Here is a 24,612-nt window from a genome sequence, read left to right on the forward strand (position 1 = left end):
TTGTTCGCGAAGGCTCTATTCCTGACGATACATCCTCAGTGGATGTATCGTCCCCTTCGCGAACAATGCGGATCGCCGCCCCGATCGCTCCCACGGGTACGCATTCCAGTCAAGCATTTGCCCTTCACCACCACTGCGCATCCATATTTGGGAGCGACCGGAATCTTTTGAGATAACGCGCACTCCTTGTGGGAGCGAACTTGTTCGCGAAGGCTTTATTCCTGACGATACATCCTCAGTGGATGTATCGTCCCCTTCGCGAACAATGCGGATCGCCGCCCCGGTCGCTCCACGGGTATGCATTCCAGTCAAGCATTTGCCCTTCACCACCACTGCGCATCCATATTTGGGAGCGACCGGAATCTTTTGAGATAACGCGCACTCCTTGTGGGAGCGAACTTGTTCGCGAAGGCTTTATTCCTGACGATACATCCTCAGTGGATGTATCGTCCCCTTCGCGAACAATGCGGATCGCCGCCCCGGTCGCTCCACGGGTATGCATTCCAGTCAAGCATTTGCCCTTCACCACCACTGCGCATCCATATTTGGGAGCGACCGGAATCTTTTGAGATAACGCGCACTCCTTGTGGGAGCGAACTTGTTCGCGAAGGCTTTATTCCTGAAGATACATCTTCAGCGGATGTACCGGCCCTTTCGCGAACAATGCGGATCGCCGCCCCGGTCGCTCCCACGGGTACGCATTCCAGTCAAGCATTTGCCCTTCACCACCACTGCGCATCCATATTTGGGAGCGACCGGAATCTTTTGAGATAACGCGCACTCCTTGTGGGAGCGAACTTGTTCGCGAAGGCTTTATTCCTGAAGATACATCTTCAGCGGATGTACCGGCCCTTTCGCGAACAATGCGGATCGCCGCCCCGGTCGCTCCCACAGGTACGCATTCCAACCAACCAAACAATCAGTCAGCGATCATTTGCCCTTTACCACCATCTGCGCGGGTGCATCACCCAGTGCCTGCCAGTTCGGGCGGTACATCGATTCGACCTGCGGCGGCGGCACGCGGTATGTTCCCGGCGTGACTGCGCGGGCCAGGTAGAGCAGGTGCACGGTGCTGCTGCCGTCGATATCCAGCGCCGCCACGTAACGATCACCGCGGTATTCCTGATGCTTGATCCCGGCGTTTTCCATCGACTCGCGGATCGTCTTCACTTCTTCACTGGCGTCTTCCAGGCTTGCCGAGCTTTGCGCCAGGTTCTGGTTTTCCAGCTCCAGGCCCGCAGGCAGCAAGTCCACCACCAACGCATCAGGTACGCGCTGTTTGGCACCAATCTCCAGATGCACCAGCACCAGTTGCCCGGTTTTCAGGGCTCCGACGTTCAGTGGCGCGCCGCTCAGGCTCAGGTATTCGCGACGAATGCTCAGGTTTTCGCCACCGGCTGCAGGCGTCTGGGTTGGATAACCGGAAACGGTCAGTTGCTGATAGAGCGGTTCGCTGCCTTGATTGTGTACTGAAAGCGGCGAAGCCAGCAGCCCACCGTCCAGCTTGAGGCCCGGCTGTTTGTTGCTTAGCTCGCGGGTTTGAGTGCCGCTGGCGAGGCTGGCGGTCCAGTCCTTCTCCGCTTTACCCAGCAGGTTACGACCGGCAAGGAACAGCGAGTTGCTTTCCTGAGTGGACAGGTAGCGATTGGCGGCCACTTCATCGGCCAAGGCAAACAGGCGCTCGTCACGCCTTTCCCTGGCGAGATCATTTTCTTCCAGCAAGGCCAGAATCAGCGCCTGATCACGCAGCGAGCTGCCGTAGTCGGCCAGCCATTCATTTTTGCGGCTGACTGCCAGGCCGGCGCTCAGGGCCAGATCGGCACGCGGTTTGTCGCCCATCTTTTCCAGCGCGACCGCCAGTTGCACCAGCGGCAGCCCGGAGCGGGCGTCACTGCGTCGGTCGAACAGGCTGCGCAAGGCCGCCAGCGGAGCCTGTTGGCTGCGTGACAGCACCAGCCCCGCATAGGCTTGCACGGCGAAGCGCGTATGTTCGGCGTTCTGGCTGTAATTGACCTGAATCTGCCCGGCATCCTGCAAATAGCGCAGCAGGCGTTCACTGGCTTTCTTCAGCGCGTCCGGTGGTACGGCAAAGCCCTGATCGTGGGCGCGCAGCAGGAAGTCGGTGACATAGGCAGTCAGCCAGTATTCCTCGTCGCTGTCCGAACCCCAAAGGCCAAAGCTGCCGTTGTAACGTTGCATGCCCAGCAGGCGCTCGATGCCGATTTCGACCTTGCGCTTGCGTTCGGCATCCGGTTCGCCGGTCAGGCCCAGACGCTTGAGGGTCGCCGCGTCGGCATACAGCGATGGATACAGGCCGCTGGCGGTCTGCTCCAGACAACCGTAAGGGTAGGCTTTCAGTGCCCGAATCTGCTCACCGATGTTCAGCGGTGGGCGGCTCGACAGCGACAGCATGGCTTCGCGACCGGCAGGCTCGAAGGCTTCAAGTGCACCGTCCGGCAGGCTCCAGCTTTGCTCGTTGAGAGTGGCGCGATAATGCCTGAGCATCGCCGGGTAGGCTGGGCGTACACCGATGTTCCACTCGCGAGTGAAGGCGGGCAGGGTTTCACCGGGCAGGTCCAGACCTTCGATCAGCACTTTGATTTTGCCCTGACCCAGTCCACCCCGCGCCAGTACCGGCACTTTAAGGGGGACGCGCTGACCCTCTTTGAGTTGCAAGGGCTTGATCTGATCGCCGCCAGGAATGCTCAACTGGCCTTCAGCGCTGATCTTCACGTCCAGCTTTTGCGCTTTGCCCGACAGGTTGGAGACGTCAAGCGCGACGCTGGTCTGGTCGCCACCTGCGAGGAAGCGCGGCGTCGACAGCTCGGCGATGATCGGCGCAGCCACCACGGTTTTCGCCTCGGCCATGCCGTAGCGGTCGTCGGTCCAGGCCTGAGCCATGACCCGCAGTTCGCCGTTGAAGTCTGGAATGTCGACACTCGCTTCACCTTCACCCGCGTCGTTCAGGGTAACCGGCGCGCTTTGCAGTGCCACGATGGTCACGCTGGTGTCCGGACGCTTGCCGCCTTTGGCCAGCGCATCGCCACCGAACGCCATGCTGGCCAGACGTCCCTGACCGGCTTCGATCAACTGGCCGTAGATGTCCAGTTGGTCCGCGCCATACTGCTTGCGGCCAAACAGGCTGGCAAACGGGTCGGGCGTGGCGTAGCGGGTGATATTGAGAATGCCGACGTCCACTGCCGACACCAGCACTTGCACCTGCCTTGGCACGCTGCCATCGGCATTTTTGGCGACAATCTTGAGTTTAAGCGGCTGTTTGGGGCGCATTTTCTCCGGTGCGGTGACCGTCAGCGCCAGTTTGCGTTGCGCACGGTCCAGCGGCAGGTGCAGCACACCTACAGCGCGCTTCGGTGTAACGTTGGCCTTGCGCTCGCCGGGGCGTATGACCAGAGCGGTGACGTACAGATCGTGGCGCGCCCACTTTTTGTCCAGCGGGATTTCATACGATTTGCCCTCGGCCGGCACGTCGATTTCCTTCCACCACAATGGACCTTCGCTGGACTCGACCAGCAGGTAGCCCTTGCCCGCAGCGGGTGGCGTGACGGTCACCGTGGCGGTGTCGCCGTCGTTGTAGGCCGGTTTGTCCAGCGCCAGCTTGACCTGATCCGGCCTGACCGCGCCGCCATCGGTGTTGTCCTGCCAACGATAGCCCGCCCAGAAGCGCAGGCTGCTGACCATACCGGTGGACGGGTCTTCCACTTCGACACGGTAAGGGCCCCACTCGACCGGGAAGCTGATTTTGGCTGTCGAGTCCTTGGTGATGTTGAGGGTCTCCTCGTTCAGGTTGAGGAATTTCTCGTTGAAGTGGTAGCTCCAGCCATCGTTGGCCGAATAATTCCAGTAGTAGTCGCGGCGCTCACGAATCAACCTGACTTTTACATTATCAGCGGCCAGTTTGTTGCCAGCGGCATCGGCCATCACGATTTCAAATTCGGCCGGGCCGTCGCCGTTGGTCTGCGCCTCGCCCTTGTCGGCTTCGTCGTCGTAGTCATCGCTGCCTGTACTGCTGCCGAACAACGCACGCACGCCGGGCAAGTGCTCGGCAGGCCAGATCGGCTGCACCAGACGACGGGTGATCGGACGCCCGCCGGACTCTTGCAGGCTGGCTTGCAGAATCAGTTGCAGTGGCGATTTGGCTTGCGCCCATTCGCTCTGCACGGCAAGCGTCGAGTGGCCTTCGGCGTCAAGCGTAACCGGCTCCAGCTCCAGGTCATGCTTGAGGTCTTCTTCGGTGATCGAACCGAACTGATAGCCCGGCAGTTTCGGCACGGCTTCGCGCAGCGGACGTACGTAGACCTGACCGGTCAGGGTATTGCCCGAGGCGGGCGCGCCGTACAGGTAGCGACCAGTGATATCGAACTCGGGGTTGTCAGCAGGCGCAACCGGCGTGTCGCTGCCCTTGAGTTCCAGAGCCAGGCGCTCGGGCAGGAAGTCTTCAACCTTGAATTCGTAAAGCTGCGGTTTGCCGTCGCCCAGGTCGAACACCAGTTGCCAGCGACCGGTCGGCGCTTCATCGGCGAGTTGCAATTGATACTGGTAGAACCCACTGCTGTCGGCTTCCCAGACGAACTTGCGGCTGACCTGATCATCAGGGCGGCGCACTTCGACGGTGATGGGTTGTGGCTTGACGTTCTTGCCGTCGCTGTCACGCAGCAGGCCGTTGAGCAGCACGGTTTCACCGGGGCGATACAGGTCACGCGGGCCGAAAATAAAGAATTGCAGCGGGTGAGCCTGCGGGCCGGAGATGTCGAACTCGGCCAGGTCCAGCGCCGAACTGTTCAAACGCAGCATGCTGGTCTGTTCGTCCTTGTGCGCCAGTACCACCGCCGCCTTGGCTGGCAGCGGCAGTTGAGTGTGGCCGTCGCTGTCGGTCTTGCCCTGGGCGACAACCTTGCCGCTGTCGTCGTACACATCGACGCTCACATCGCTCAGGGCCTTGCCGCCCTCGATCGCTTGAGTGAAGACGTCCAGACGGTTGCTGTAACGGTGTATCGACAGACCGATATCACTGAGGGTGAACAGGGTAGCCGGCTGCGAGTAGCTGTAGGTCCCCGACGCGCGCATGACTGCCAGATAAACACCCGGCTGTTGCAGAGGTTTGATACCGGCAATCGGTAGCAGCAGGGTTTCACGGGTATTGCGCGCAGGCTTGAGGTCGAAACGACCGCTGTAGACCAGTTCGGCCATAGGCAACAGCTCTTCGGAGCTGTAGCTGGACAGGCTCGACGCGCCGTCCCACTGGGCGAGGAAGTTGGGCATCGAGTCGGGTTTGACGCGAAAGAATTCGACATCCACCTTGTCGACGTTCAGGGCGATGACCGGCAAGCCCTCGGCCAGCCGCGTCGGCAACAGGCTACCACGGCTGGCGAAGCCGACGGTGGCTTGCAGGTCACGGGTTTCCAGACGGCTGATGTATTCGGCCGCGAGCGTGGCCTTGTTGACGGCCTGCAGACCGGCATCGACGGTCAGCACCAGTTTGCGCTGCAGCTCAAGGTGGCGCAGGCGCAGTTCCATGAGGTTGTCCGACAGCTCCCAGGCACCGTCGACCTTGCCGTTCTTGCTGTCCACCAGATGAAGTTTTTCGCCGAACTTCTGCTCCGGGTCGAGCGGCACGGAAAAGCTCACCGACAGGGCGCTTGCGCCGTCGATCTGGATTTCCGACACGTCGATGACGGTCAGTTCGCGCCCTGCGTAGCGCTTGCTCAGCGCGGCGAGGTCGACTGCGGGTTTGGGCTTTGTATCGGTAACCGCTGCCTGGGTCGTTGCTGCCGCGGCTGGCGCCGGTTTATCCGGGGAGGAGGAATCACAGGCGCTCAGCAACGCAAGCGCGCAAGCCAGAAACAATCCTTTGTTGAACATGGTGGCACTCATCGGCAACGGTAGAGAGGGTGCGACTATATAACAGTCGTGATGACAAGTATTACTGTCAGATTGAACAGGTAGTCCCTGGCATTCCTCACACGCCAGCGCAGGACGTAGAGCCTGGCTATCGTTCCTCACGCTCCAGTGAACTGCCCCCCAAAAGTTGGACGGTTTTAGCTTGCCGCCTGAGCCCTGTATTTTACGGGGCTTTGGCCGTTGAGCTTCAGCTTGATGCGGTCATGGTTGTAGTAGTGGATGTACTCATCCAGACCTGCTTTCAACTCATCGATGCTTTCAAACTGTTTCAGGTAGAAAAACTCGGATTTCAGTGTACCGAAAAAGCTTTCCATTGCCGCATTGTCCAGGCAGTTGCCCTTACGGGACATGCTTTGTTTGACGCCTCGTACCGATAGCTTATGGCGATACTGCGCGTGTTGATACTGCCAGCCCTGGTCCGAGTGCATCACAAGCTTCGGCTCGTCCTGCAACTGCTGAAGCGCCTTGTCCAGCATGCTGGTGACCAGCTCAAAGCTCGGCCTTGTCGACACTTCATACGCCACGATTTCACCGTTGTACAAGTCCATCACGGGTGAGAGATACAGCTTTCGATTGCCTACCTTGAACTCAGTCACATCGGTCACCCACTTCTGGTTCGGGCGTTGCGCGCTGAAATTGCGCTCCAGCAAATTCGGCGCAATGGTTCCGATTACGCCCTTATAGGAGCGGTATTTTTTGGGGCGCACCACTGATCGCAGGCCCAGTTCTGCCATCAGTCGTTCTACAACCTTCTTGTTGACCAAAATACCTGCAGTGCGAATGACCGCCGTGATACGCCGAGCGCCATAAAGGCCTTTCTCCTCGTGGTAAATGCTTTCGACTAACTGTTTCAAAGCAGCATAGGGATCGGGTCTGGATTGCACCTGAACCTGATAGTAAAACGTGCTGCGTGCCAAGCCCGCCAGCCTCAGCAGAGCGCAAAGCGGGAACCGGCCCCTCAGTTGCTTGATGCTCAGGGCTTTTTCGGTTGCCGTCGTTTCTGCTCCTTCAGCTCTTCCAACTTTTTTAGGTAAGCGTTCTCCATGCGCAGATATTCAAGCTCGCTCATCAACTGGTCGCGCGTCTTCTGCGTATCGTCGGCGGTTACTGGTTTGGCGGGATAAGGCTTCTTTGGCATGGCGACAGGCTTTCTTCTGGCAGGAACATACGGGGCTGTACCGCTACTGTAATGCCGCTTTTCCCAAATGACTATTTGGCCGGGATCCCCGATACCAAAATGCGCAGCGGCCTGACGGAGCGATAGCTTGTGTTCACGCCTGTGCTCAAGCACTGAGCGCTTGAAAGCTTCGCTGTATCGAAGACCAGGCTTGCGATGGCCGGTGTGACCATGACTCTTGTAGTTAGCGACCCAGCGTCGAAGCAGGCTGAAATCGATCGAGAACTGGCGGGCTACCATACGAAAGCCCATGTTGTCTTCAAGATACGCTTTGACGACAGTGAGCTTGAACTGCTCTGAATACTTACCCATTTGAACACCCCCGTGAGGTCGGATTGGTGTCCAACTTCTTGGGGGCAGTTCACCAGCGTGGGAATGCCTTGGGTGACGCTCCGCGTCACAAATGTTCGCCGCGCCGCACATTCACGACCGGGCCACCATCATCTGCACAGCAAAGCCTTGGCGCTCTGGCTACAATGCTCGCCTTGCCGGGAGTTCTCATGTCCACGTTGCTCAACGATTGGCGTCATCGCTCAACCCATCGTCGTGTCTGGGCGCTGGCTGCGCCGATGATTCTGTCGAATATTTCCGTTCCGCTGGTAGCGCTGGTCGACAGCGCAGTGATCGGTCATCTGCCGCACGCACATCAGTTGGGTTCCGTCGCGGTCGGGTCGACGCTTTACACTTTCCTTGCCTGGGCCATGGGTTTTCTACGCATGGGCACCACCGGTTTTGCCGCGCAGGCGGCAGGGCGCAATGACAGTGCTGCGCTGCGCCGGATCCTGTTGCAGGGGCTGTTGCTGGCCGTCGGGCTGGCGTTGTTGCTGGGTGTGATCGCCTTGCCGTTCAGCCATCTGGCGCTGGCGATGATGCAGCCGTCTGCCGATCTGCAGCAAATGACCCTGGATTTCTTCCACACCCGGCTGTTCGGCCTGCCTGCGGCGCTGGCCAGTTATGCGCTGGTCGGCTGGTTTCTCGGCGCGCAGAACGCCAGAGCGCCACTGGCCATTCTGCTCATCACCAATCTGGTCAATATCGCGCTCAACCTGTGGTTCGTCATCGGCCTGGACTGGGGCGTGGTCGGTTCGGCGCGTGCCTCGGTGCTGGCAGAGTGGACCGGCGTAGTGCTCGGTCTGCTGCTGGCCCGCAAGACCTTGCGCGCCTGGCCGGGGCAGATCGTCTGGTCAGCCCTGAGGCTGTGGAGCAAATGGAGGCCCTTGCTGGCGGTCAATCGAGACATCTTTCTGCGCACACTGGCGCTGCAATCGGTGATGTTCCTGATCACCGTGCAGGGCGCTCGTCTGGGTGACGCAACGGTTGCCGCCAACGCATTGTTGCTCAACGGCCTGCTGTTGACTGCCCATGCACTGGACGGGCTGGCGCATGCAGTCGAGGCTCTGTGCGGCCATGCCATTGGTGCGCGTGACCGGGATACGCTGCGGCGCTCGCTGGTGGTCGCGGGAGGCTGGTCACTGATTGCCAGCGTGGCATTTGCGCTGTTGTTTCTGGTGGGCGGGCATGGGTTCGTCAGCGTGCAGACCGATATTCCTGAGGTTCGCGCCACGGCCATGACCTATCTGCCATATCTGGCGCTGATGCCACTGCTGGCCGTCTGGAGTTACCTGCTGGACGGGCTGTTCATCGGTGCCACCCGTGCGCGTGAAATGCGCAACGCGATGCTGTTCAGCGCAGCAGGCATCGCGCCGCTGGCTTATCTGGCTTCCAGCCACGGCAATCACGCGCTATGGCTGACGTTTCTGGCTTTTACCCTGCTGCGCGGCCTGAGCCTTGGCGCCATTGCCTGGCGATTGACGCGCCGGGACGGCTGGTTCGTTCACTGAGTCTTCAAGACCGCACGGTTCTTTTCCGCGAGCCTTTGCGGGGTGTGATTGACGAACATGTCGACCTCGTCGACCACCGGTGCCAGGCCGCTTAACAGCTTGGCAAATGCGCCGACCAGCGTGCCGTGATTGGTGCGCGAGAAATACAGGTCGCGTACCGGCACACCCGCCTTGCGCAATGCCCGCGCCAGGCCACCGGTGTTGCGTTTGGGGTTGACCAGCGAGTCCGTATTCGAGGCCATCAGCAACGCAGGGGGCGCGCTGGAACTGACGTGGTTGATGGGTTGCGAGTCAGGCGGTGAGTCGGGGAAAAAGAACACCGGTTTCACATCGGCGTTCTCGATAGGCAGAAAGTCGTACGGCCCGGCCAGCCCGATCCAGCCGCTGAGAATGGACGGCGACAAGCCTTCACGGGCCAGCCAGCGGGGGTCGAGCGCCAGCATCGCAGCGTTATAGGCACCTGCACTGTGGCCCATCACGTACAAGCGGTCAGGATCGCCACCGTAGGTTTTTGCATGCTTGTGCGCCCAGGCCAGCGCCTTGGCTGAATCTTCCAGAAAGCTTGGGTAGCGCACCTGCGGATAGAGCCTGTAGTCGGCAATCACGACGACCATGCCACGCGCAGCCAATGCTTCGCCGACGAAGGCGTAATTGGCTTTCGAACCGGTGTTCCAGCTGCCGCCATAGAAAAACACCACGACTGGCGCATTGGCCGGTTTAGTCTGTGGGGTGTAAACGTCCAGCGTGTTGCGTGGATCCTGCCCGTAGGCCACCCCGTAGACATGATCGACAGGGCCGGTCGGATTCAACGTGTTGAGCAGCTTCAAGGGCGAGCAACCGGACAATGCTGCCAGTACGGCACCCGTCATCAGTGTCAGGAAAATCACTCGTATCATAAGGGAAGGGCTCTGGCAGATAAGTCGGATATGCCTGAGACCGTCGCGCTTCGCCCCAGTGCCGCATAGTTACTGCTACGTCATTCAATAGCGTCCGGATCACCCGAAGAACGGCCATTCGCCTTGCTGGCAAAGCTGATGCGCGGGCTGCTCAGTGTCAGGCCATCATCGTCGATCTGCACCGTGCTGGACCCCGCATCCAGTGTGACTTTGCTGCCTTCACCAAGGTATAGGCAGACCCCGTCTGCCAGTTGCAGCAGTCGGTCAGCGCCAATGAACATTTGCCGGTCGAGGTGCATTTGAACGTTTTCGACAGGCGCTGGATCATTCTCGCGACGCGCCTCCTGCGCCGGCAGACCGCCGATGATCAGTGGTGGGTGTGTGTCATCCTCAGAAAAGCTCACCGCCACTGACATACCGGCGCGACATTCGATATCCAGCCCCGGCGCCAGATGCAGCCAGCAGCCACTGCCTGGATCATTCGGGTGCTGCCACTCCCATTCCAGCCAGACGCGCACCCGGCCTGCCGCATCAAGCCTTGCCGGTTCGCCGCTGATGCCGATGATCCAGCCTCGCTGAAGATGCGCAATGGGCGCGCACGGTGCCGGGGCAGGCGTTCTGAAGCCGACTTCCCATGGTATGGCCTTGAACTGGTTCGAGTAGCGTTCCGATGCCCCGCGGTCATTGCCATCAACGATGCCAAAGCGATGCCGGACTTCGGTGATCAGCCACATGTGGTTCCAGTTCTTCTCGGGATGGTCGGCCAGCGGCAGCAGTTCTGCGCAAGTCACGAACGGCAAGGTACTCTCGCCTGTCGCGTGCTGGGCTGCGCGGCTGCCGGGCAGATCCGTTGCATGCTCGGTGACGGCAAACCGGGTCACCCCGGACTGTTGCGCGAATTGACGCCAGCGTGCGACAGGGCTGCGCGCAAACCCGTGCAGGTTGGCGCCGAATACCAGTTCGTGGCGATGCCGTGAATGGACAAAGTGGTAGTGAATGCCTTCTTCTGCGCACAGGCGCTGGACCAGTTGCAGGTCGGATTCCTGATACTGCACGCAACAGTCGCGTTCGCGGCACTCGGTCGGCAGGTCAAAACGGAAACAGTTCTTCAGGCCATGTTCTTCGAGCACATGGGTGATGATCCGGGTGGCGGTCATGTGCTGAAAGATGCGCGACTGGTGGCGTAACCCGAGACAGGCCAGTCGAGGCCCCATTATCAGCGTGTAACACGCCGGGCCGGGTTGGTAATGCTTGCGTGTCGCGCCTTGAATCTGACCGTGAAAGTTCTTCCGGCTTCCGAAGCTCAGCGAGGCAGGTTTGTACATCAGGCCGGTCAGGTCCAGATCCAGGCCGTCGCCAAGAATGTCCAGTTCAAATGTAAAAGGCTGGCTGATCGCCTCGCTTGCGCTGAACGATATGACAGTGAAGCAGCGCTGCAGGCGGGCAATTTCCAGACGAAAGAGCGGCGCGCTGGTGGGGTCGGGCATGATGGAGTGCTTCTCTACCGGGAATGCGACCGCGAATTCTGGCGTAGAAAACGGGCAGGGTAGAGGGCTGCAGGTAGAACAGGACGTTGCCTACAGGGAATGTTGGTAGCGGCTTACGATGTGCGCATGACCATCGCGCCAACGCATAAGTCTCGTAGGAGCGAGCTTGCTCGCGAAGAGGCCGGAACGCACCCCGAAACAAGGCGTTTGGCCTCGTTCTCCTGGCTTATCAGAACTTGCCTGTAACGATGAGTGCACAGCATTGGCACCACAGTCACAGTAGATGGGGCCCCAATTGCAGGCCCCATCGCAAATCCTGGAATCAGGACGACAGGTACGAAGAGCGTGTCAGCCCCAGGCGCAGGGCGTCGAGGAAGTAGGTACGCTCGCGCGGGGTAATCTTGGCGCTGGCGACCTTGTCCCGGTAATGGGTCATCAGTTCTTCCGGCGACAAATGCACGTAGCGCAGCATGTCTTCGATGGTGTCGTGGGTTTCGATGCCCGCGTGGTAAACGCTGCCGTCCGGGTTCTGGTAGATGTTCACCGAGTCGGTATCACCGAACAGGTTGTGCATGTCCCCCAGAATTTCCTGATAGGCGCCTACCAGGAAGATCCCCAGCAGATAGTCTTCGCCTCCGTTCAACGAGTGCACCGGCATGCTGGTCTCGATGCTCTGCTCATCGACGTACTGCTTGATCTTGCCGTCGGAATCGCAGGTCAGGTCCTGAAGCACGGCGCGGCGCACCGGCTCTTCGTCCAGACGGTGCAAGGGCAGAATCGGCAGCACCTGGCCGATGGCCCAGGTATCGGGCAGGCTCTGGAACACCGAGAAGTTGCAGATGTACTTGTCGGCCAGCTTGTCGTTGAGTTCGTCGAGCACCTGACGGTGTGAGCGTTGACGTGCCTTCAGCGAGTTGTACAGGCGGCGGCAGACGGCGAAGTAGCATTGTTCGCCGAGTGCTTTCTCCGCCAGGCTGATTTTGCCATCGGCGTACTGGGTAGCGATGTCGCTCATGTAGTGCGTGGCACGCCAGTAGGTTTCGGTGACCATTTCTATGTCGGTCGGACCCAGCAGGTCCACCAGCCACTGCACGGTTTCCGGCAGGCTTTCCTTGTCGGAGATTTCCGGCACTTCGTCGTTATGCTTCTCGACGTCGGTCACCTGGACCACCAGCATGGCGTGGTGGGCGGTCAGCGAGCGGCCGCTTTCCGAGAAGATATGCGGGTGCGGCAGGCTTTGCGCATCGCAGAACTCCTTGAGCATGCCGACCACCACACCTGCGTAATCGTCCATGTCGTAGTTGATCGAGCTGGCGTTGCGTGAGTGGGTGCCGTCGTAGTCGACGCCCAGACCGCCGCCGACATCGATGTAATCCACCGGCAGGCCGAGTTTGCGCAGTTCGCCGTAATAGCGGATAGCCTCTTTGAAGCCGTGCTGGTAATCAGCCAGGTTGGCGATCTGCGAGCCCATGTGGAAGTGCAGCAGGCGGATGCCCTGATCGAGCCCGGCCTTGCGGAAGCGCTCGACCACCGACAGCAATTGTGCGGCCGACAGACCGAACTTGGATTTCTCGCCGCCGGTGTCCGCCCATTTGCTCGACGCCAGGGAAGACAGACGCACGCGCAGGCCTACCTGAGGGGCGACTTTCAGCTCGGCGGCTTCTTCGATCACCAGCTCGACTTCGGATTCTTTCTCGATGACGATGAATACGTTGTGGCCCAGCTTCTGGCCCATCAGCGCCAGACGTATGAACTCACGGTCCTTGTAACCGTTGCAGACGATGGTGCCGCCTTTGGGCGCCAATGCCAGCACGGCCATCAGCTCCGGTTTGGAACCCGCTTCCAGACCGATGGAGACGTTCTGCGTGGCGATGATGTTTTCCACCACCGCTTCCTGCTGGTTGACCTTGATCGGGTACAGCGCGGTGTATTGGCTCTGGTATTCCAGGCGCGCGATGTTGCTGTCGAATGCACCGGTCAGTTGACGCACACGGTCTTGCAGAATGTCGGGGAAGCGCACCAGCAAGGGCAGCGACAGGCCGCTCTTGCGCAGGTTGTCGACCTGTTCGTAAAGGTCGATGGGCGAGCTGTCCGGCCCATTGGGACGGACTTCAACGCGACCTGCTTCGTTGATTGCAAAATAACCCGCGCCCCAATGGCGAATACCATAAACGCTGCGGCTGTCCGCAACTGTCCATTGGCTGCCATCGTCTTTGCGTGTGCGTCGTACGGACATCGAAGTCCCCTATAAAGAAGTCGTTGCGCCAGCCAATAGCCAGCTGGGCGCAGTGTAATGAGTTGAAATGACGATTTGATTCGCTGCCCGCTACGCGGATTCAGCCGCCGGACTTTTTAGCCTTGAAGCCTTTTTTGATCAGCTCTGCCAATAGCAGTTCGACGTGATCGCCCTGAATCTCGATTACGCCGTCCTTGAGCGATCCGCCTGTGCCACAGCGCTGCTTGAGGGCCTTGGCGAGTTCTTTGAGCGGCTCTTCTGCCAGCGGGACACCACTGATGGTAGTCACGGTCTTGCCGCCGCGGCCTTTGCTTTCCCGGCGCACGCGGGCAATACCGTCCCCTTCGGGGATGGCGGTCTGTTTGCAGGTGCAGTCGGCAACGGGCTGACGACAATCCGGGCAGTGACGCCCTGCGTCGGTTGAAAACACCAGGCCACCAAGGGCGGCGAGAGAAGCGGCTTTTTTAGCCACGCAAAAATCCTCTTGTTGAGGACTGAAGATGGGTCGGGCTCACACGAACCATCGACCGCGAAGCCCCACTCTGGCAGGGGCAGCGCTACTGAAACGGCAGGGCCGGTCCAGTTTGAAAAGGTCGCGCAGTGTAACGGCAAACAGACCGGTTGCTAAGGGGCTGGATACGCCAATTTCTGAACACTGGCTTACTGAGCATTCTCTATCTGCTGCAGGTAGCGTTTCAGCGCCGCGAGCGAGTCCGGGCAGTAAGGGATTTTTTCAGCCTGATGCAGAACGTCGGCGATGGGCATGAAGCGCGCTTCCAGCACTTCTTCGGGCTGCAATCTCAAGGGCCCGTCCCACACGGCTGAAAACACGGCGCACCAGAGCCGGTTGCCCGGCTGATCGAAGAAAAACCGTTCGTGGGCCTGCAACGGTACGCCACTGACGCCCAGCTCCTCTTCCAGTTCCCGGGCAGCGGACTCGTCATAGCTTTCATCCGCCTGCACCATTCCGCCTGCGGCGACATCCCAATAACCGGGATAAATCGCTTTGCTCAGTGTGCGCCGATGCACGCAAAGCTCACCGGCACTGTTGAACAGCAGGATATAAGTGCCGCGCCCGATCAGTCCGCGCTCGCGCAAGTCGGCGCGGACCCGCGAGCCGAGCAGTCGGTCCTGCTCGTCGACCCAGGCGATCTGCTCGGCATCCGAGGCGGCACGGTGCGCGGCCTCGTTGGCGGGAATAGACATCAGCCTTGATTCAGCAACTGGCGCAGGTCGATGACCGCGGCGTTGGCACGCGAGATGTAGTTGGCCATGACCAGCGAGTGGTTGGCGAACACACCGAACGGGCTGCCATTCAGAATCATCGGGCTCCACAGCGGTTCCTGGGACGCTTCCAGCTCACGAATGATCTGACGCACGCTGACGGTCGCATTCTTCTTGGCCAGTACATCGGCGAAGTCGACCTCGATGGCGCGCAGCAGATGCGACAGAGCCCAGGCCTGACCGCGCGCTTCATAGAACACGTTGTCCACTTCCAGCCACGGGGTCTCGACGATTTCCTCGTCTACCTGCGGTACTTCGCCAGGCTTGACCGAAACAGCGGCCTCGGTTTTCAGCGTGCTGTTGAGTTTGACCCGACCGACACTGGCCGAAAGGCGTTGCGACAGCGAGCCCAGGCGGGTGCCGACATCACCCAGCCAGTTGTTCAGGTTGTCGGCGCGGGCATAGAACAGCGCGCCTTTCTGGTTCGGGTCGGACAAACGTGCCTGGTAGCGACTCAGAGAGTTGATACCTTCGGCGTATTGCGACTCGCTGGAAGGCAGGATCCAGCTGCGATTGTTGAAGTTGAACAGCGGCTCGGCGCGAGCCAGATCGCCATCTTCGGCAGATTGAGACTGGGAACGGGCAAAGTCTTTGCGCAGCGCACGACTCAAGTCACGCACCTGCACCAGTACGCCGTATTCCCAGCTTGGAATGTTGTCCAGCCACAAGCCCGGTGGCATGCGGTCGTTGGACAGATATCCACCGCGCTTGTTGAGCAGGGTGCCAGCCACGGTCTTGAGCGTTTCAACCGTCGTGTAGCCGATAACCATTGGCTTGCCTTCGCGCTCGGCGGCGGCTTGAGCGTTCTGTTGTACAGGGAACAGTGCAGGCTCTTTGCTCCAGTACCAGCCGACTACCAGTGCAACCAGCAGGTAAATCAAGATCAAGGCGCCCAGAGCGCGGCTATAGAACAGGTTACCCAGGTAACCGCGGCGTTTGACCGATGAAGTGTCAGCGGTGCGCTCACCCGCGCTGCCTGCGCGGTTCTTCCAATCCAGCATGGTAGGGTCCTTTCGATCTTGAGTTGAATGCTTCACGTGGGGTTCGACCGCAACCTTACCCTAAGGTGCGATCGGGGCAGCTGCAAGCTTCGAGCTTCAAGCCAAAAGCGAATTGCTTTCAACTTCCAGGTTGCAACTCAAGGCCTATAGCCAGGCTTTATCAGTCGATTGATTTTGAGTAATGGCTAAGCGCCATCAAAATGTTGTCAAATAAGTGACTTACGGCACTGTTCTGTTGTAACGGAGGTGCTAGCATAGCGCCATCAGCCGTATCGCTCAGTAAAACCACAGTAGTCTCAATATGACCGAGCCAGAAGACCCTAGCCGAGATCGCCTGAAGCATCATTTTGCCCAAAGGGTCATCCACCAGGCACGCCAGATTCTGGAGACGTGGCAACGTCTGCAGAAAGCCGAGTGGTCGGCTGGCGACATGGCTGAGCTCAAGGAGTCGACGTTGCGTTTACTGCGCTTTGCCGAGCGCTTCGAGCAGGTTGAACACATTTCACTGGCGCATGACATCAACCAGGCACTTGAGGCTGTCGAAGCCAATCGCGGTCGCCTCAACAGCCGCGTCATCACTGACCTCAATCGTCTGATGCAACGTCTCTCCCGCACCGGGCTGCGGCATGGCGACCAGCTTGAGCAAACGTCGCTGCCTCCGCTGCGCAAGCCGGTCTATGTGGTGCTTCAGGACCATGAGCGGGCCGAGCGTCTGGCCAAGCAGCTGGAGTTTTTCGGTCTGGCAGCTCTGTCGTTGCACAGTGTTGCCGAGTTTCAGCGCGCAATGGCGCAACGGCATCCGGCGGCGATTGTCATGGATGTCGATTTCAGCGGGGCCGGTCAGGGTCTGAAGCTGGCTTCACAGGCTCAGGAAGGCCTGGAGCAGAAGCTTCCGCTGTTGTTTTTCAGCCTTAACGAAACCGATACGCCCACCCGCCTCGCAGCAGTGCGGGCCGGTGGCGAAGAGTTTTTGACCGGCGCGCTGGAAGCGTCGAGTCTGCTGGAAAAAATCGAAGTCTTGACCTGCGTCGCTCAATACGAACCCTATAAAGTGCTGATCATCGACGATTCCCGCGCTCAGGCAATGCACACCGAACGCATTCTGAATGCAGCCGGAATTGTTACGCGGGTTCTGCTCGACCCGATTCAGGCAATGTCCGAACTGGCGGAGTTTCAGCCGGACCTGATCATTCTCGACATGTACATGCCTGGTTGCACCGGGACTGAGCTGGCCAAGGTCATTCGCCATAATGACCGCTATGTCAGCGTGCCGATCATTTACCTGTCGGCCGAGGATGATCAGGACAAGCAGCTTGACGCCATGAGCGAGGGCGGCGATGACTTCCTCACCAAGCCGATCAAGCCACGCCACCTGATCACCACGGTTCGCAATCGCGCCGCCAGAGCCCGCAGCCTCAAGGCGCGCATGGTTCGTGACAGCCTGACCGGGCTCTACAATCACACGCACATCCTGCAACTGCTGGAAGATTGCAGCTTTCGCTCGCGACGCGAGGGTAAGCCGCTGTGTTTTGCCATGCTCGATATCGACCACTTCAAGAAGGTCAACGACAGCCACGGTCACCCTATGGGAGATCGCGTCATCAAAAGCCTGGCGCTGTTTCTCAAGCAGCGCCTGCGCAAGACCGACTTCATCGGTCGTTACGGTGGTGAGGAGTTTGCCATCGTCATGCCCGATACCGACATTCAAAGTGCCCATAAAGTGCTTGATGAGATCCGCCATCGCTTTGCGGAGATCCATTACCCCGCGCAGCCGACCGATCTGTTTTGCACTTTCAGCGCCGGGGTCGTTTCTCTGGGGGCTAATGACGACAGTCTGAGCCTTGCGTCACAGGCGGATACTGCGTTGTACTGCGCCAAGCACGCGGGCCGCAATCAGGTGCATTCGGCCCTGGTGGATGTGCCCTATAACGTCGTGTTGACGGAAATCGAGGCCTGATTCGGTTTCAGTCCTGGCTTTCGATCAGCTTTTGCCGCTCTGCCGATTTGCCGGGTGAAAATGCCAAGGCCAGTTGGGTGCGGTTATGCATGTGGGTCAAGCGCAGCACTTGGGACACGTAGAGTTTGACAGTGTTTTCGGTAATGCCCAGTTCGCAGGCAATCTGGTAATTGGTCAGCCCCTTGCTGACCAGGCGCGCGACGTCAAGCTGGCGGGGTGACAATTTGGCCAGCGATACGGGCATCTGTGCATCACTCTCGAGGCTGGTTTTGCGCTCGGACTGCGCCCTGTTCTGAACGTTATCCAGATTTTGATAGAGGTCGTCTATGGATGCGGCCAGAAACTGAAGTTTCTCGTTGAGCAGGCCCAATTGCTGACGGTTTTTCTGCCGTTCGTGCAGCGCTTCCACCTGCAACTGGACACCCTCAAGCAACTCTTCAAGGTTGACCGGCTTCTGGTAGTAATCGGCGATGCCGGCTCGCAGAGCCTTGATGACGTCCTTTTTCTCGGCTTGTCCGGTCAGCATGATGGCCTCGAACAGATGCGTCTTGCCGCCAGCCATCTTCATGGCTTCGACCATCTCGATCCCATTCATGCCTGGCATTTCCAGGTCGCAAAGTACGATGCCAATAGCGCTGTCGCTGCTGAAATGCTCGATGGCCTCAAGGCTTGAATGACAGCGCACGCACGCATAGCCGTTGCTCTCCAGAAACTCACAGAGTTCTTCAACAATAAGAGGCTGGTCGTCGACCACCAGAACTTTCGTGACCGGGTAGTTATCCACATGCAACTCCATGCTGTTAAGGCCGGCAGACCGGAACCTTTATCCATTCAGCAAAACATGATTAAGCGTTGTATGACCCGTTTCGGGTAGTTCAATGACAGTACGCCACAGCGATGTGTTAACCGTAGTCGTACTTTCCGACTATGTACATAGCATTAAACTTTCAATTGGCCGAGAGTCGACTAATGGAGCAACGCTACTGTCAGCAGCAAGCCCGCCAATAAAAAAGGTGAAAAAGGATATTTATCTGGCGCGTCAGGGAACATATAGGCGTAACGCCGCGCAACTCGTTGGTTTATATGATGCTGCACTTTCCTGGCGAGCAACACCCAGGTCAGCGCGGCGATGCCTGCGCCGATAAACGTGCACAGTAAATAGACGCTGTCGGAGGCGAGCGCGAGTGCGGCCATCAGCTTGACGTCTCCGGCGCCCAGCTTGCCGAGCGCATAACCAGGCAACGTCAAGCCCAGTGCCAGCGCCAGTGCCAGCGCGGCTTCCAGTGGCGGGGCGCCTAGCCAGCTCGTTCCGGTGCCTGCCAGCCAGGCGGCCGCCAGTGCTGTTGCGCCCAGTGTCAGCCCGTTTGAAATGTGCTTGCGTCGCGCATCCTGTTCGGCGCAAATTACAAACCAGACAAGCAGAAGAAATAATTTCATCAAGCAAAAAACATCCTGTTTTCCTGAAAGAATCTATGCTCTGTTGAAGCCGTAAATGTCAGGGTAGACGTTGATATGAAAACCGTTCTGCAGCATGCCTTGCCTCATCGGCAGCAAGGTGCCGCCGCCATTGAGTTCGCTGCGGTGTTCGTTGTTTTCTTTGCCGTGTTCTATGGCGTGGTGAGTTATAGCCTGCCGTTGCTTATGATGCAGTCTTTCAATGCGGCGGCCAGTGAAGCCGTGCGCCGAAGTGTCGCCCTTAGCCCGACAGTGAGTGGCTATAACACTCTGTTGGTCAGCCAAGCGCAGAGTGTCGTCATGAATCAGCTGTCATGGATGCCGCCTGCGCTGGGTTTCAACGCCAGTTATACCAACGTGACCTACACCGCCGGTGTTCTGACGGTGACCATCCAGTACCCCAAGACCCGATTGACCCAGGTACTCCCTTTATTGACGATCCCTGGCATCGGCGAGGTTCCGCGCTTGCCGACCAACCTTACTGCACAAGCGAGTCTGCAACTTGCCCCTTGAAAAAAATCGTCTGAGCCGTTGGCTGGGCCGTGGTGAAGCGCCGCCGGTATCCCAGGCTGTGCCCGTGTCACGCGAGCCGGGCCCGGTCGGGGTCGACCTTTATGTGCTGCTCGATGACGAAGGACGGATACAGAGCATCAGCCCGCAGTTGCTTGCGCGGTTGGGCATTGCCGCTCCGCTGTCAGCTGCGCAGCGGTTGATGAATCTGTTGCTGCCAAACAGCGCGCTGGTCATTGAAGGCGTGCCGCATGACTGGCTGGGGCACATGCTGGACCTGGACTTCAAGAGTGCCGATGCGCATACCTTGCACGCCCGTGGCTGGGTGCAGGCGCATGGCAAGGGCTGGCTGTTGCAGCTGCTGGATATCAGCGACTTGATGGAGGAGGCCAGTGCCGCCCGCAGCCGCCAGCAATGCCTGCGCTTTGCCGGGCAAATGGCCGAACGTGTGCGCGTGTGCAACGTAGACCGGCTGACTGCCGTGGTGACCGAGCAACTCGAGGAACTGGCGCAGCTATGGCGCGTTCCCTGTCTGGCGCTGGTATTGCCGGAAGTCAGCGGCGCTGGCTGGCGTGTCTACTGCCAGTACAGCGCCCACACCGCACCGGAGTTATGGCAGGTTGGGCAGCGACTGGGCAATGCGCTGGATCGATTCGATGCCAATATCACCCATCAACTCAGGTTTGGCGGCGGCGTCGACCAAGGGCCGTTGCAGAGTGCCTTCGGCAACGCGGACGGTTTTCTGATCCCCCACAGCCGTGACAACGTTGCTAAAGCATGGCTGATGTTCGGTTTCTATAACCCGCAACAGCAGGCTCCGGATCTTGGTGAGCGCGAGTGGCTCAACCTGTGTTCGGCGCTGGCCGGGCCGGTGCTTTTTCGCTTGTCCGAGCAGCACAACCGTCACCATGTAGAGCGCCTGGCGGTGCTTCAGGATCTGCTGGGCACCGGTTGGTGGGAGCTGATGCCTGCTCGTGACGAAATCCTGCTGGCACCGCAACTGGCGCGCAGTCTGCGTCTGGGTGACCGGGTCGAAAGTCTGTCGCGTCAAGACTGGCTGGCGTTGATTCATCCGGCTGATCGACAAGAGCTTTCCAGTCGTCTGGCGCAGTTACGTGACAAAGGCACGCCGCTGCTGATTTGCGTGCGTCTGGCACAGAGCGATTCCGCCCAGGAAACCCTCTGGTACCGTATTCAGGGCCAGGCGCTGATCAGTGGTCAGGTTCAGCGAGTGTTGGGTTTCATGCTCGATGTCAGTGATATCAAGAATCAGGAAACCGAAGCAGCGGCCGCTCACGCCCGGCTGGATAACCTCATTGCCAGCTCGCCGGCCGTGATTTACGTGCAGCGCTACGATCACGGCAACCTTGAGCCAACCTTTTTCAGTGACAGTCTCACGCCCTTGCTGGGCTGGACGCTGGCTGACTGCGTAGATGGCCAGCTGGCGGAATACATTCACCCCGAAGACCGCGACATCTGGTTCGAGCGTAACCGGCAGCTGTTGCGCGGAGGCGTTGTCAGTCGGCGTTACAGGTTGCGCAACAAGAACGGCCACTACCATTGGTTGCTGGACGAAGCGCGATTGTTGCGTGACGACCTCGGCATGCCCGTGGAGGCGGTCGGCCTGTGGCTGGACGTGACCGAAGCCACTCTGGCGGCCGAGCACGTGCGCCAGAGCGAAGAGCGATACCGCATTCTGGTCGAAGACTCACCGGCCATGATCTGCCGCTATTCTCCGGATCTGGTACTGAGTTTCGGCAACCGTCCACTGGCCAATTACATGGAATGCACGCCGGAACAACTGACCGGGATCAATCTGGGGGACTGGCTTTCGGACGAGCAGCGCGAGGCGTTCATTCGGCGCATTGGTCAGCTCACCCCGCAAGCGCCGGTGAGCACCGAAGAAATCTGTATCGAGCTGCCCGGCCGTGAGTATGCCTGGTGGGTCTGGGCCGACCGGGGAATATTCGACGAGCACGGCACGCTGGTCGAGGTTCAGGCCGTCGGCCGTGATAACACGGATGTGCGCCGCTCCAGGATGCAATTGAACCAGAGCGCGAAAATGGCCACGCTTGGCGAAATGTCCACAGGCCTCGCCCATGAGATAAATCAGCCCCTCAATGTCATGCGCATGGCGGTGGTCAACGTCCTCAAGCGTCTTGGGCGCGGGGACGTGGACATCGAATACCTCACCGAAAAGCTCAACCGTATCGACGCGCAGGTACAGCGTGCTGCCCGCGTGGTGGACCATATGAGGGTATTCGGTCGGCGCTCTGAAGTGGAGGAGCAGCTGTTCGATCCGGCGCAGGCGGTGGAAGGCACCCTCTCGATGCTGGCCGAAGGCATGAAAGGCAAGGGTGTGCAGTTGCGGGTCGGCACCATGATCGAAGACGTGCAGGTTCGCGGGCATGTCGATCAGCTTGAGCAGGTGCTGATCAACCTGATGGTCAACGCCCGTGATGCGTTGTTGTCACGTCGGGAAAAAGACCGGGATTTCGAACCGTGGATCAGCGTCGAGGCCGAGCGGGACGAAAATATCATCCGGCTGGCGGTTCAGGACAACGGCGGGGGGATTGATCCGCGTTTGCTGGAGCGCATTTTCGAGCCGTTCTTCACCACCAAGCCTGTCGGTGTCGGCACCGGACTGGGCTTGTCTGTCAGCTACGGCATCGTCGACCAGATGGGCGGCCAGCTCAGCGTCGGCAACGTCGGGGAGGGCGCTCGTTTCCAGATCGAGCTGCCGATATTCAACGCCGGTTAGATAATCAGTGTCGCCTGACCGATGTTGCAGCTTAAATTGGCACCCACATCGGTGGCACCCAGATTCAGGCCAAGTGACTCGAACAGCGGGTCGACGACTGATGTCAGCAAGCCGGTCAGCGTGTTCTCCACAATAGCGTCCAGCGCAACGGTCAGGCTGTTCAGCGTTGCAGCTGCTCCAGTAATGACGTTGCCTAGCACATTGCTGGTCGCAGGTTTATAGACATTCACCTTTACGCTGGAAACCGTGCCGTTCAGCAACGTACTGGGTTTGGTGTGCGCAACGCTTGTCAGGAAATAGGGCGCGCTGTTGATTTCCGGCAGATTGGGCGAGCTGAAGGTTGTACTGACGACCGTTGAGCTGCCCAGCGGCGACTGGCTTACCGTGTCGAACGTGAGACCTATGCCGCCACCGCCGAAGGGGGTGCGGGCGGTGCAGTTGCCCAACAGTCCCGCTATCTTCTGGCAGGTCTTGGTGCCTATATCCAGCACCGGTAGAGGCAGTACGGTGATTGCCGAGGGGTCAGTGCTGGCAGGAAACGCTGCCGTGCTGTCAATCCAGCCAACCTTGGCGCTGAGCAATCCTGCATCTGTTTTGACACTCAAGGTTTTGCTGGTGTTGCTGGTACAGGTGTAGCCGGTGACATAGGTGTCGGCGCTGGCCAGCGACAGGCTCAGATCTATCCTGGGGCCGGCGCTGGCAGAAGAGTCCGAGGTCAGAAACTTGAAATCGGTGACCATACAACTGTTTAGCCCTGCGGCGCAGGTGGCTGATGTCACCAGGCCCGCGATGTTCAGGCTCAACGCGCTATTGAGGATCGGTGTCAGGCTGCCGACCACAGAGCCCGCAGTGTTGGCCAATGACGTGATGGTGCCCAGCACCGGCAGATTGATCGACACCAGCGCGCGCATCTGCGCGGTGCGCACGTAGATCCGGTTGGCACCGATTTTGGGATTGAGCGGGTCGATCTTGCTCGGGTCGCCGATGGCCGATAACTGAGGCGGCTCAACGACCTGAAATCGTGTGGTGACCTGTGCCAGGGTGCCTACATTTATCTGCGCAGCTGTCGATATGCCGGTCTTGTCGTTGGCCAGTTGCGCAAGGCCTTGAACCAGGTCCAGAAGGCGCAGGTTGGTATTCAATGCAGCGAGGTCCGAACTGCCCTGTATCGACAGCACGTCGCCGAGCAACACAGTGGTTGCGCCAGCCGCCAGTTTCAAGGCCTGCAGGCCCGCAATGGTGGCCGTACCGTTCAAGGTCGCGCCGGGGTCGAGCACATGGATAGCACTCTGGATCAACTGGCTGACAGAAACCGATGTGTTGAGCACCTCGCTGTAACCGACCGCAGTCAGGTTAAGGTCGGTCTTGAGTCGGTTCAGATAGCTCAACAGGCTGAGGTCGGTGCTGGCGAGGCCCTGCCAGTTCGCTACGCTCAGGTTGAGTGTGCCACCGAGCAGGCTGCCGATGAGTGGGTTCAGAATGGCCGCCCGAGTGCTGTCCATTGTTACGGCCGCACTGCGAATGGTGAGTGCCGCCAGTGGCGCGGCACTGGCAGCCACGGCTGTGGCGCTGATCGTGATGTTCGCAGGGGAGGGAGTTTTTTCGAACAGGGCAACAATACCGGCAGCAATACTTCGTGGCACCGGATGCGCCGCGACCACTTGAATGGCCAGTGCCTGGGTGGAGTCCGCGACAAATACGCGCTGGCTCTGCAGGCCCACTGTAAGGGTGCCGCAGAGGATGGTTAGCGTTCGACCTCCGGTATTCGGGGTAAAGCCGTTACGCGTGGCACTTTGTGTGGCGAAACCGGGGGCGGTGGCCGCCCCGCTGCACGTTCCCCTGCGCCCCGCAGCTTCCAGGGCGGCGATGTCCGCAACCCGCTGCAACGAGCGTTTCTCCAGATACAGCCTGCCGCTGTCGACCACTATCAGTGTGCACAGCAGCGCCAATCCCAATGTGAGCGCGGCCATCATGCCTATGGCGCCGCGTTGCCGGGCGGGCATTGCCGTATAACCATCCAGTGGGGACATCAGCACTCCTTCGGCCACGCCGTTGCTCACTCACCTGCTTCAGGGGAGTGTAGTCAAC

General features: G+C 59.5%; 15 protein-coding genes. 4 read left to right on the forward strand and 11 right to left on the reverse strand.

What is annotated here, in order from left to right:
- Positions 1 to 930: 930 nt before the first annotated feature.
- A complete protein-coding gene (locus AC4ANE_RS04755) occupies positions 931 to 5,880 on the reverse strand; it encodes an alpha-2-macroglobulin (RefSeq protein WP_460408729.1) in 4,950 nt (1,649 codons plus the stop codon).
- A 176-nt stretch (positions 5,881 to 6,056) separates the two neighbouring features.
- A protein-coding gene (locus AC4ANE_RS04760; RefSeq protein WP_095077641.1) for an IS3 family transposase occupies positions 6,057 to 7,408 on the reverse strand; the annotation gives its coding sequence in 2 pieces (ribosomal slippage) (positions 6,057 to 6,949 and positions 6,949 to 7,408; 1,353 coding nt in all).
- Positions 7,409 to 7,596: 188 nt separating this feature from the next.
- On the opposite strand from AC4ANE_RS04760, the gene AC4ANE_RS04765 reads away from it, so the two are divergent.
- On the forward strand, positions 7,597 to 8,937 hold the full coding sequence (locus AC4ANE_RS04765) for an MATE family efflux transporter (protein ID WP_002555354.1): 1,341 nt from the start codon (positions 7,597 to 7,599) through the stop codon (positions 8,935 to 8,937).
- Here AC4ANE_RS04765 and AC4ANE_RS04770 read toward each other — a convergent pair.
- The 6 genes from AC4ANE_RS04770 to AC4ANE_RS04795 all read right to left on the reverse strand — a co-directional run bounded on the left by AC4ANE_RS04770 (position 8,931) and on the right by AC4ANE_RS04795 (position 15,841).
- Entirely contained in the window at positions 8,931 to 9,833 is a 903-nt protein-coding gene (locus AC4ANE_RS04770) for an alpha/beta hydrolase (protein WP_460408731.1), read from the reverse strand. The two genes, AC4ANE_RS04765 and AC4ANE_RS04770, sit on opposite strands and share 7 nt — an antisense overlap.
- An 80-nt stretch (positions 9,834 to 9,913) precedes the next feature.
- A complete protein-coding gene (locus tag AC4ANE_RS04775; RefSeq protein ID WP_031594982.1) occupies positions 9,914 to 11,320 on the reverse strand; it encodes a type VI secretion system Vgr family protein in 1,407 nt (468 codons plus the stop codon).
- Positions 11,321 to 11,642: 322 nt separating this feature from the next.
- Positions 11,643 to 13,556: an arginine decarboxylase gene (gene speA, locus AC4ANE_RS04780; protein ID WP_031594981.1), complete on the reverse strand. Its 1,914-nt coding sequence runs from the start codon at positions 13,554 to 13,556 to the stop codon at positions 11,643 to 11,645.
- A gap of 100 nt (positions 13,557 to 13,656) precedes the next feature.
- Positions 13,657 to 14,028 (reverse strand): translation initiation factor Sui1, encoded by a 372-nt coding sequence (locus AC4ANE_RS04785; RefSeq protein WP_002555350.1) that lies wholly within the window; start codon positions 14,026 to 14,028, stop codon positions 13,657 to 13,659.
- Between the two features lie 188 nt (positions 14,029 to 14,216).
- A complete protein-coding gene (locus tag AC4ANE_RS04790; RefSeq protein WP_002555349.1) occupies positions 14,217 to 14,762 on the reverse strand; it encodes an NUDIX hydrolase in 546 nt (181 codons plus the stop codon).
- Complete coding sequence (locus AC4ANE_RS04795) at positions 14,762 to 15,841, reverse strand: DUF2333 family protein (protein ID WP_002555348.1); 1,080 nt, start codon at positions 15,839 to 15,841, stop codon at positions 14,762 to 14,764. Before AC4ANE_RS04795 ends, AC4ANE_RS04790 begins: the two co-directional genes overlap by 1 nt.
- 301 nt (positions 15,842 to 16,142) lie before the next feature.
- Here AC4ANE_RS04795 and AC4ANE_RS04800 point away from each other — a divergent pair, with 301 nt between their 5' ends.
- The gene (locus AC4ANE_RS04800; protein WP_002555347.1) at positions 16,143 to 17,798 is read left to right on the forward strand and encodes a response regulator; all 1,656 of its coding nucleotides are present in this window, start codon (positions 16,143 to 16,145) and stop codon (positions 17,796 to 17,798) included.
- A gap of 7 nt (positions 17,799 to 17,805) precedes the next feature.
- On the opposite strand, the gene AC4ANE_RS04805 is transcribed toward AC4ANE_RS04800, so the two are convergent.
- Together AC4ANE_RS04805 and AC4ANE_RS04810 are read right to left on the reverse strand one after the other, a co-directional pair.
- Positions 17,806 to 18,594 carry a response regulator transcription factor gene (locus AC4ANE_RS04805; protein WP_032701664.1) on the reverse strand — a complete coding sequence of 263 codons (789 nt, stop codon included), beginning with the start codon at positions 18,592 to 18,594 and terminating at the stop codon, positions 17,806 to 17,808.
- A 170-nt stretch (positions 18,595 to 18,764) separates the two neighbouring features.
- Positions 18,765 to 19,235, reverse strand: a complete 471-nt coding sequence (locus tag AC4ANE_RS04810) for a prepilin peptidase (protein ID WP_031594980.1) — start codon at positions 19,233 to 19,235, stop codon at positions 18,765 to 18,767.
- A 75-nt stretch (positions 19,236 to 19,310) separates the two neighbouring features.
- On the opposite strand from AC4ANE_RS04810, the gene AC4ANE_RS04815 reads away from it, so the two are divergent.
- Both AC4ANE_RS04815 and AC4ANE_RS04820 read left to right on the forward strand, forming a co-directional pair.
- On the forward strand, positions 19,311 to 19,766 hold the full coding sequence (locus AC4ANE_RS04815) for a TadE/TadG family type IV pilus assembly protein (RefSeq protein WP_002555344.1): 456 nt from the start codon (positions 19,311 to 19,313) through the stop codon (positions 19,764 to 19,766).
- Positions 19,756 to 22,524 (forward strand): PAS domain-containing sensor histidine kinase, encoded by a 2,769-nt coding sequence (locus AC4ANE_RS04820; protein WP_002555343.1) that lies wholly within the window; start codon positions 19,756 to 19,758, stop codon positions 22,522 to 22,524. The genes AC4ANE_RS04815 and AC4ANE_RS04820 overlap by 11 nt, the downstream gene beginning before the upstream one ends.
- Here AC4ANE_RS04820 and AC4ANE_RS04825 read toward each other — a convergent pair.
- The gene (locus tag AC4ANE_RS04825) at positions 22,521 to 24,554 is read right to left on the reverse strand and encodes a pilus assembly protein TadG-related protein (protein ID WP_002555342.1); all 2,034 of its coding nucleotides are present in this window, start codon (positions 24,552 to 24,554) and stop codon (positions 22,521 to 22,523) included. The genes AC4ANE_RS04820 and AC4ANE_RS04825 overlap by 4 nt on opposite strands.
- Positions 24,555 to 24,612: the final 58 nt, after the last annotated feature.

The sequence above is a fragment of the Pseudomonas sp. Pme6b genome (genome assembly GCF_058129925.1).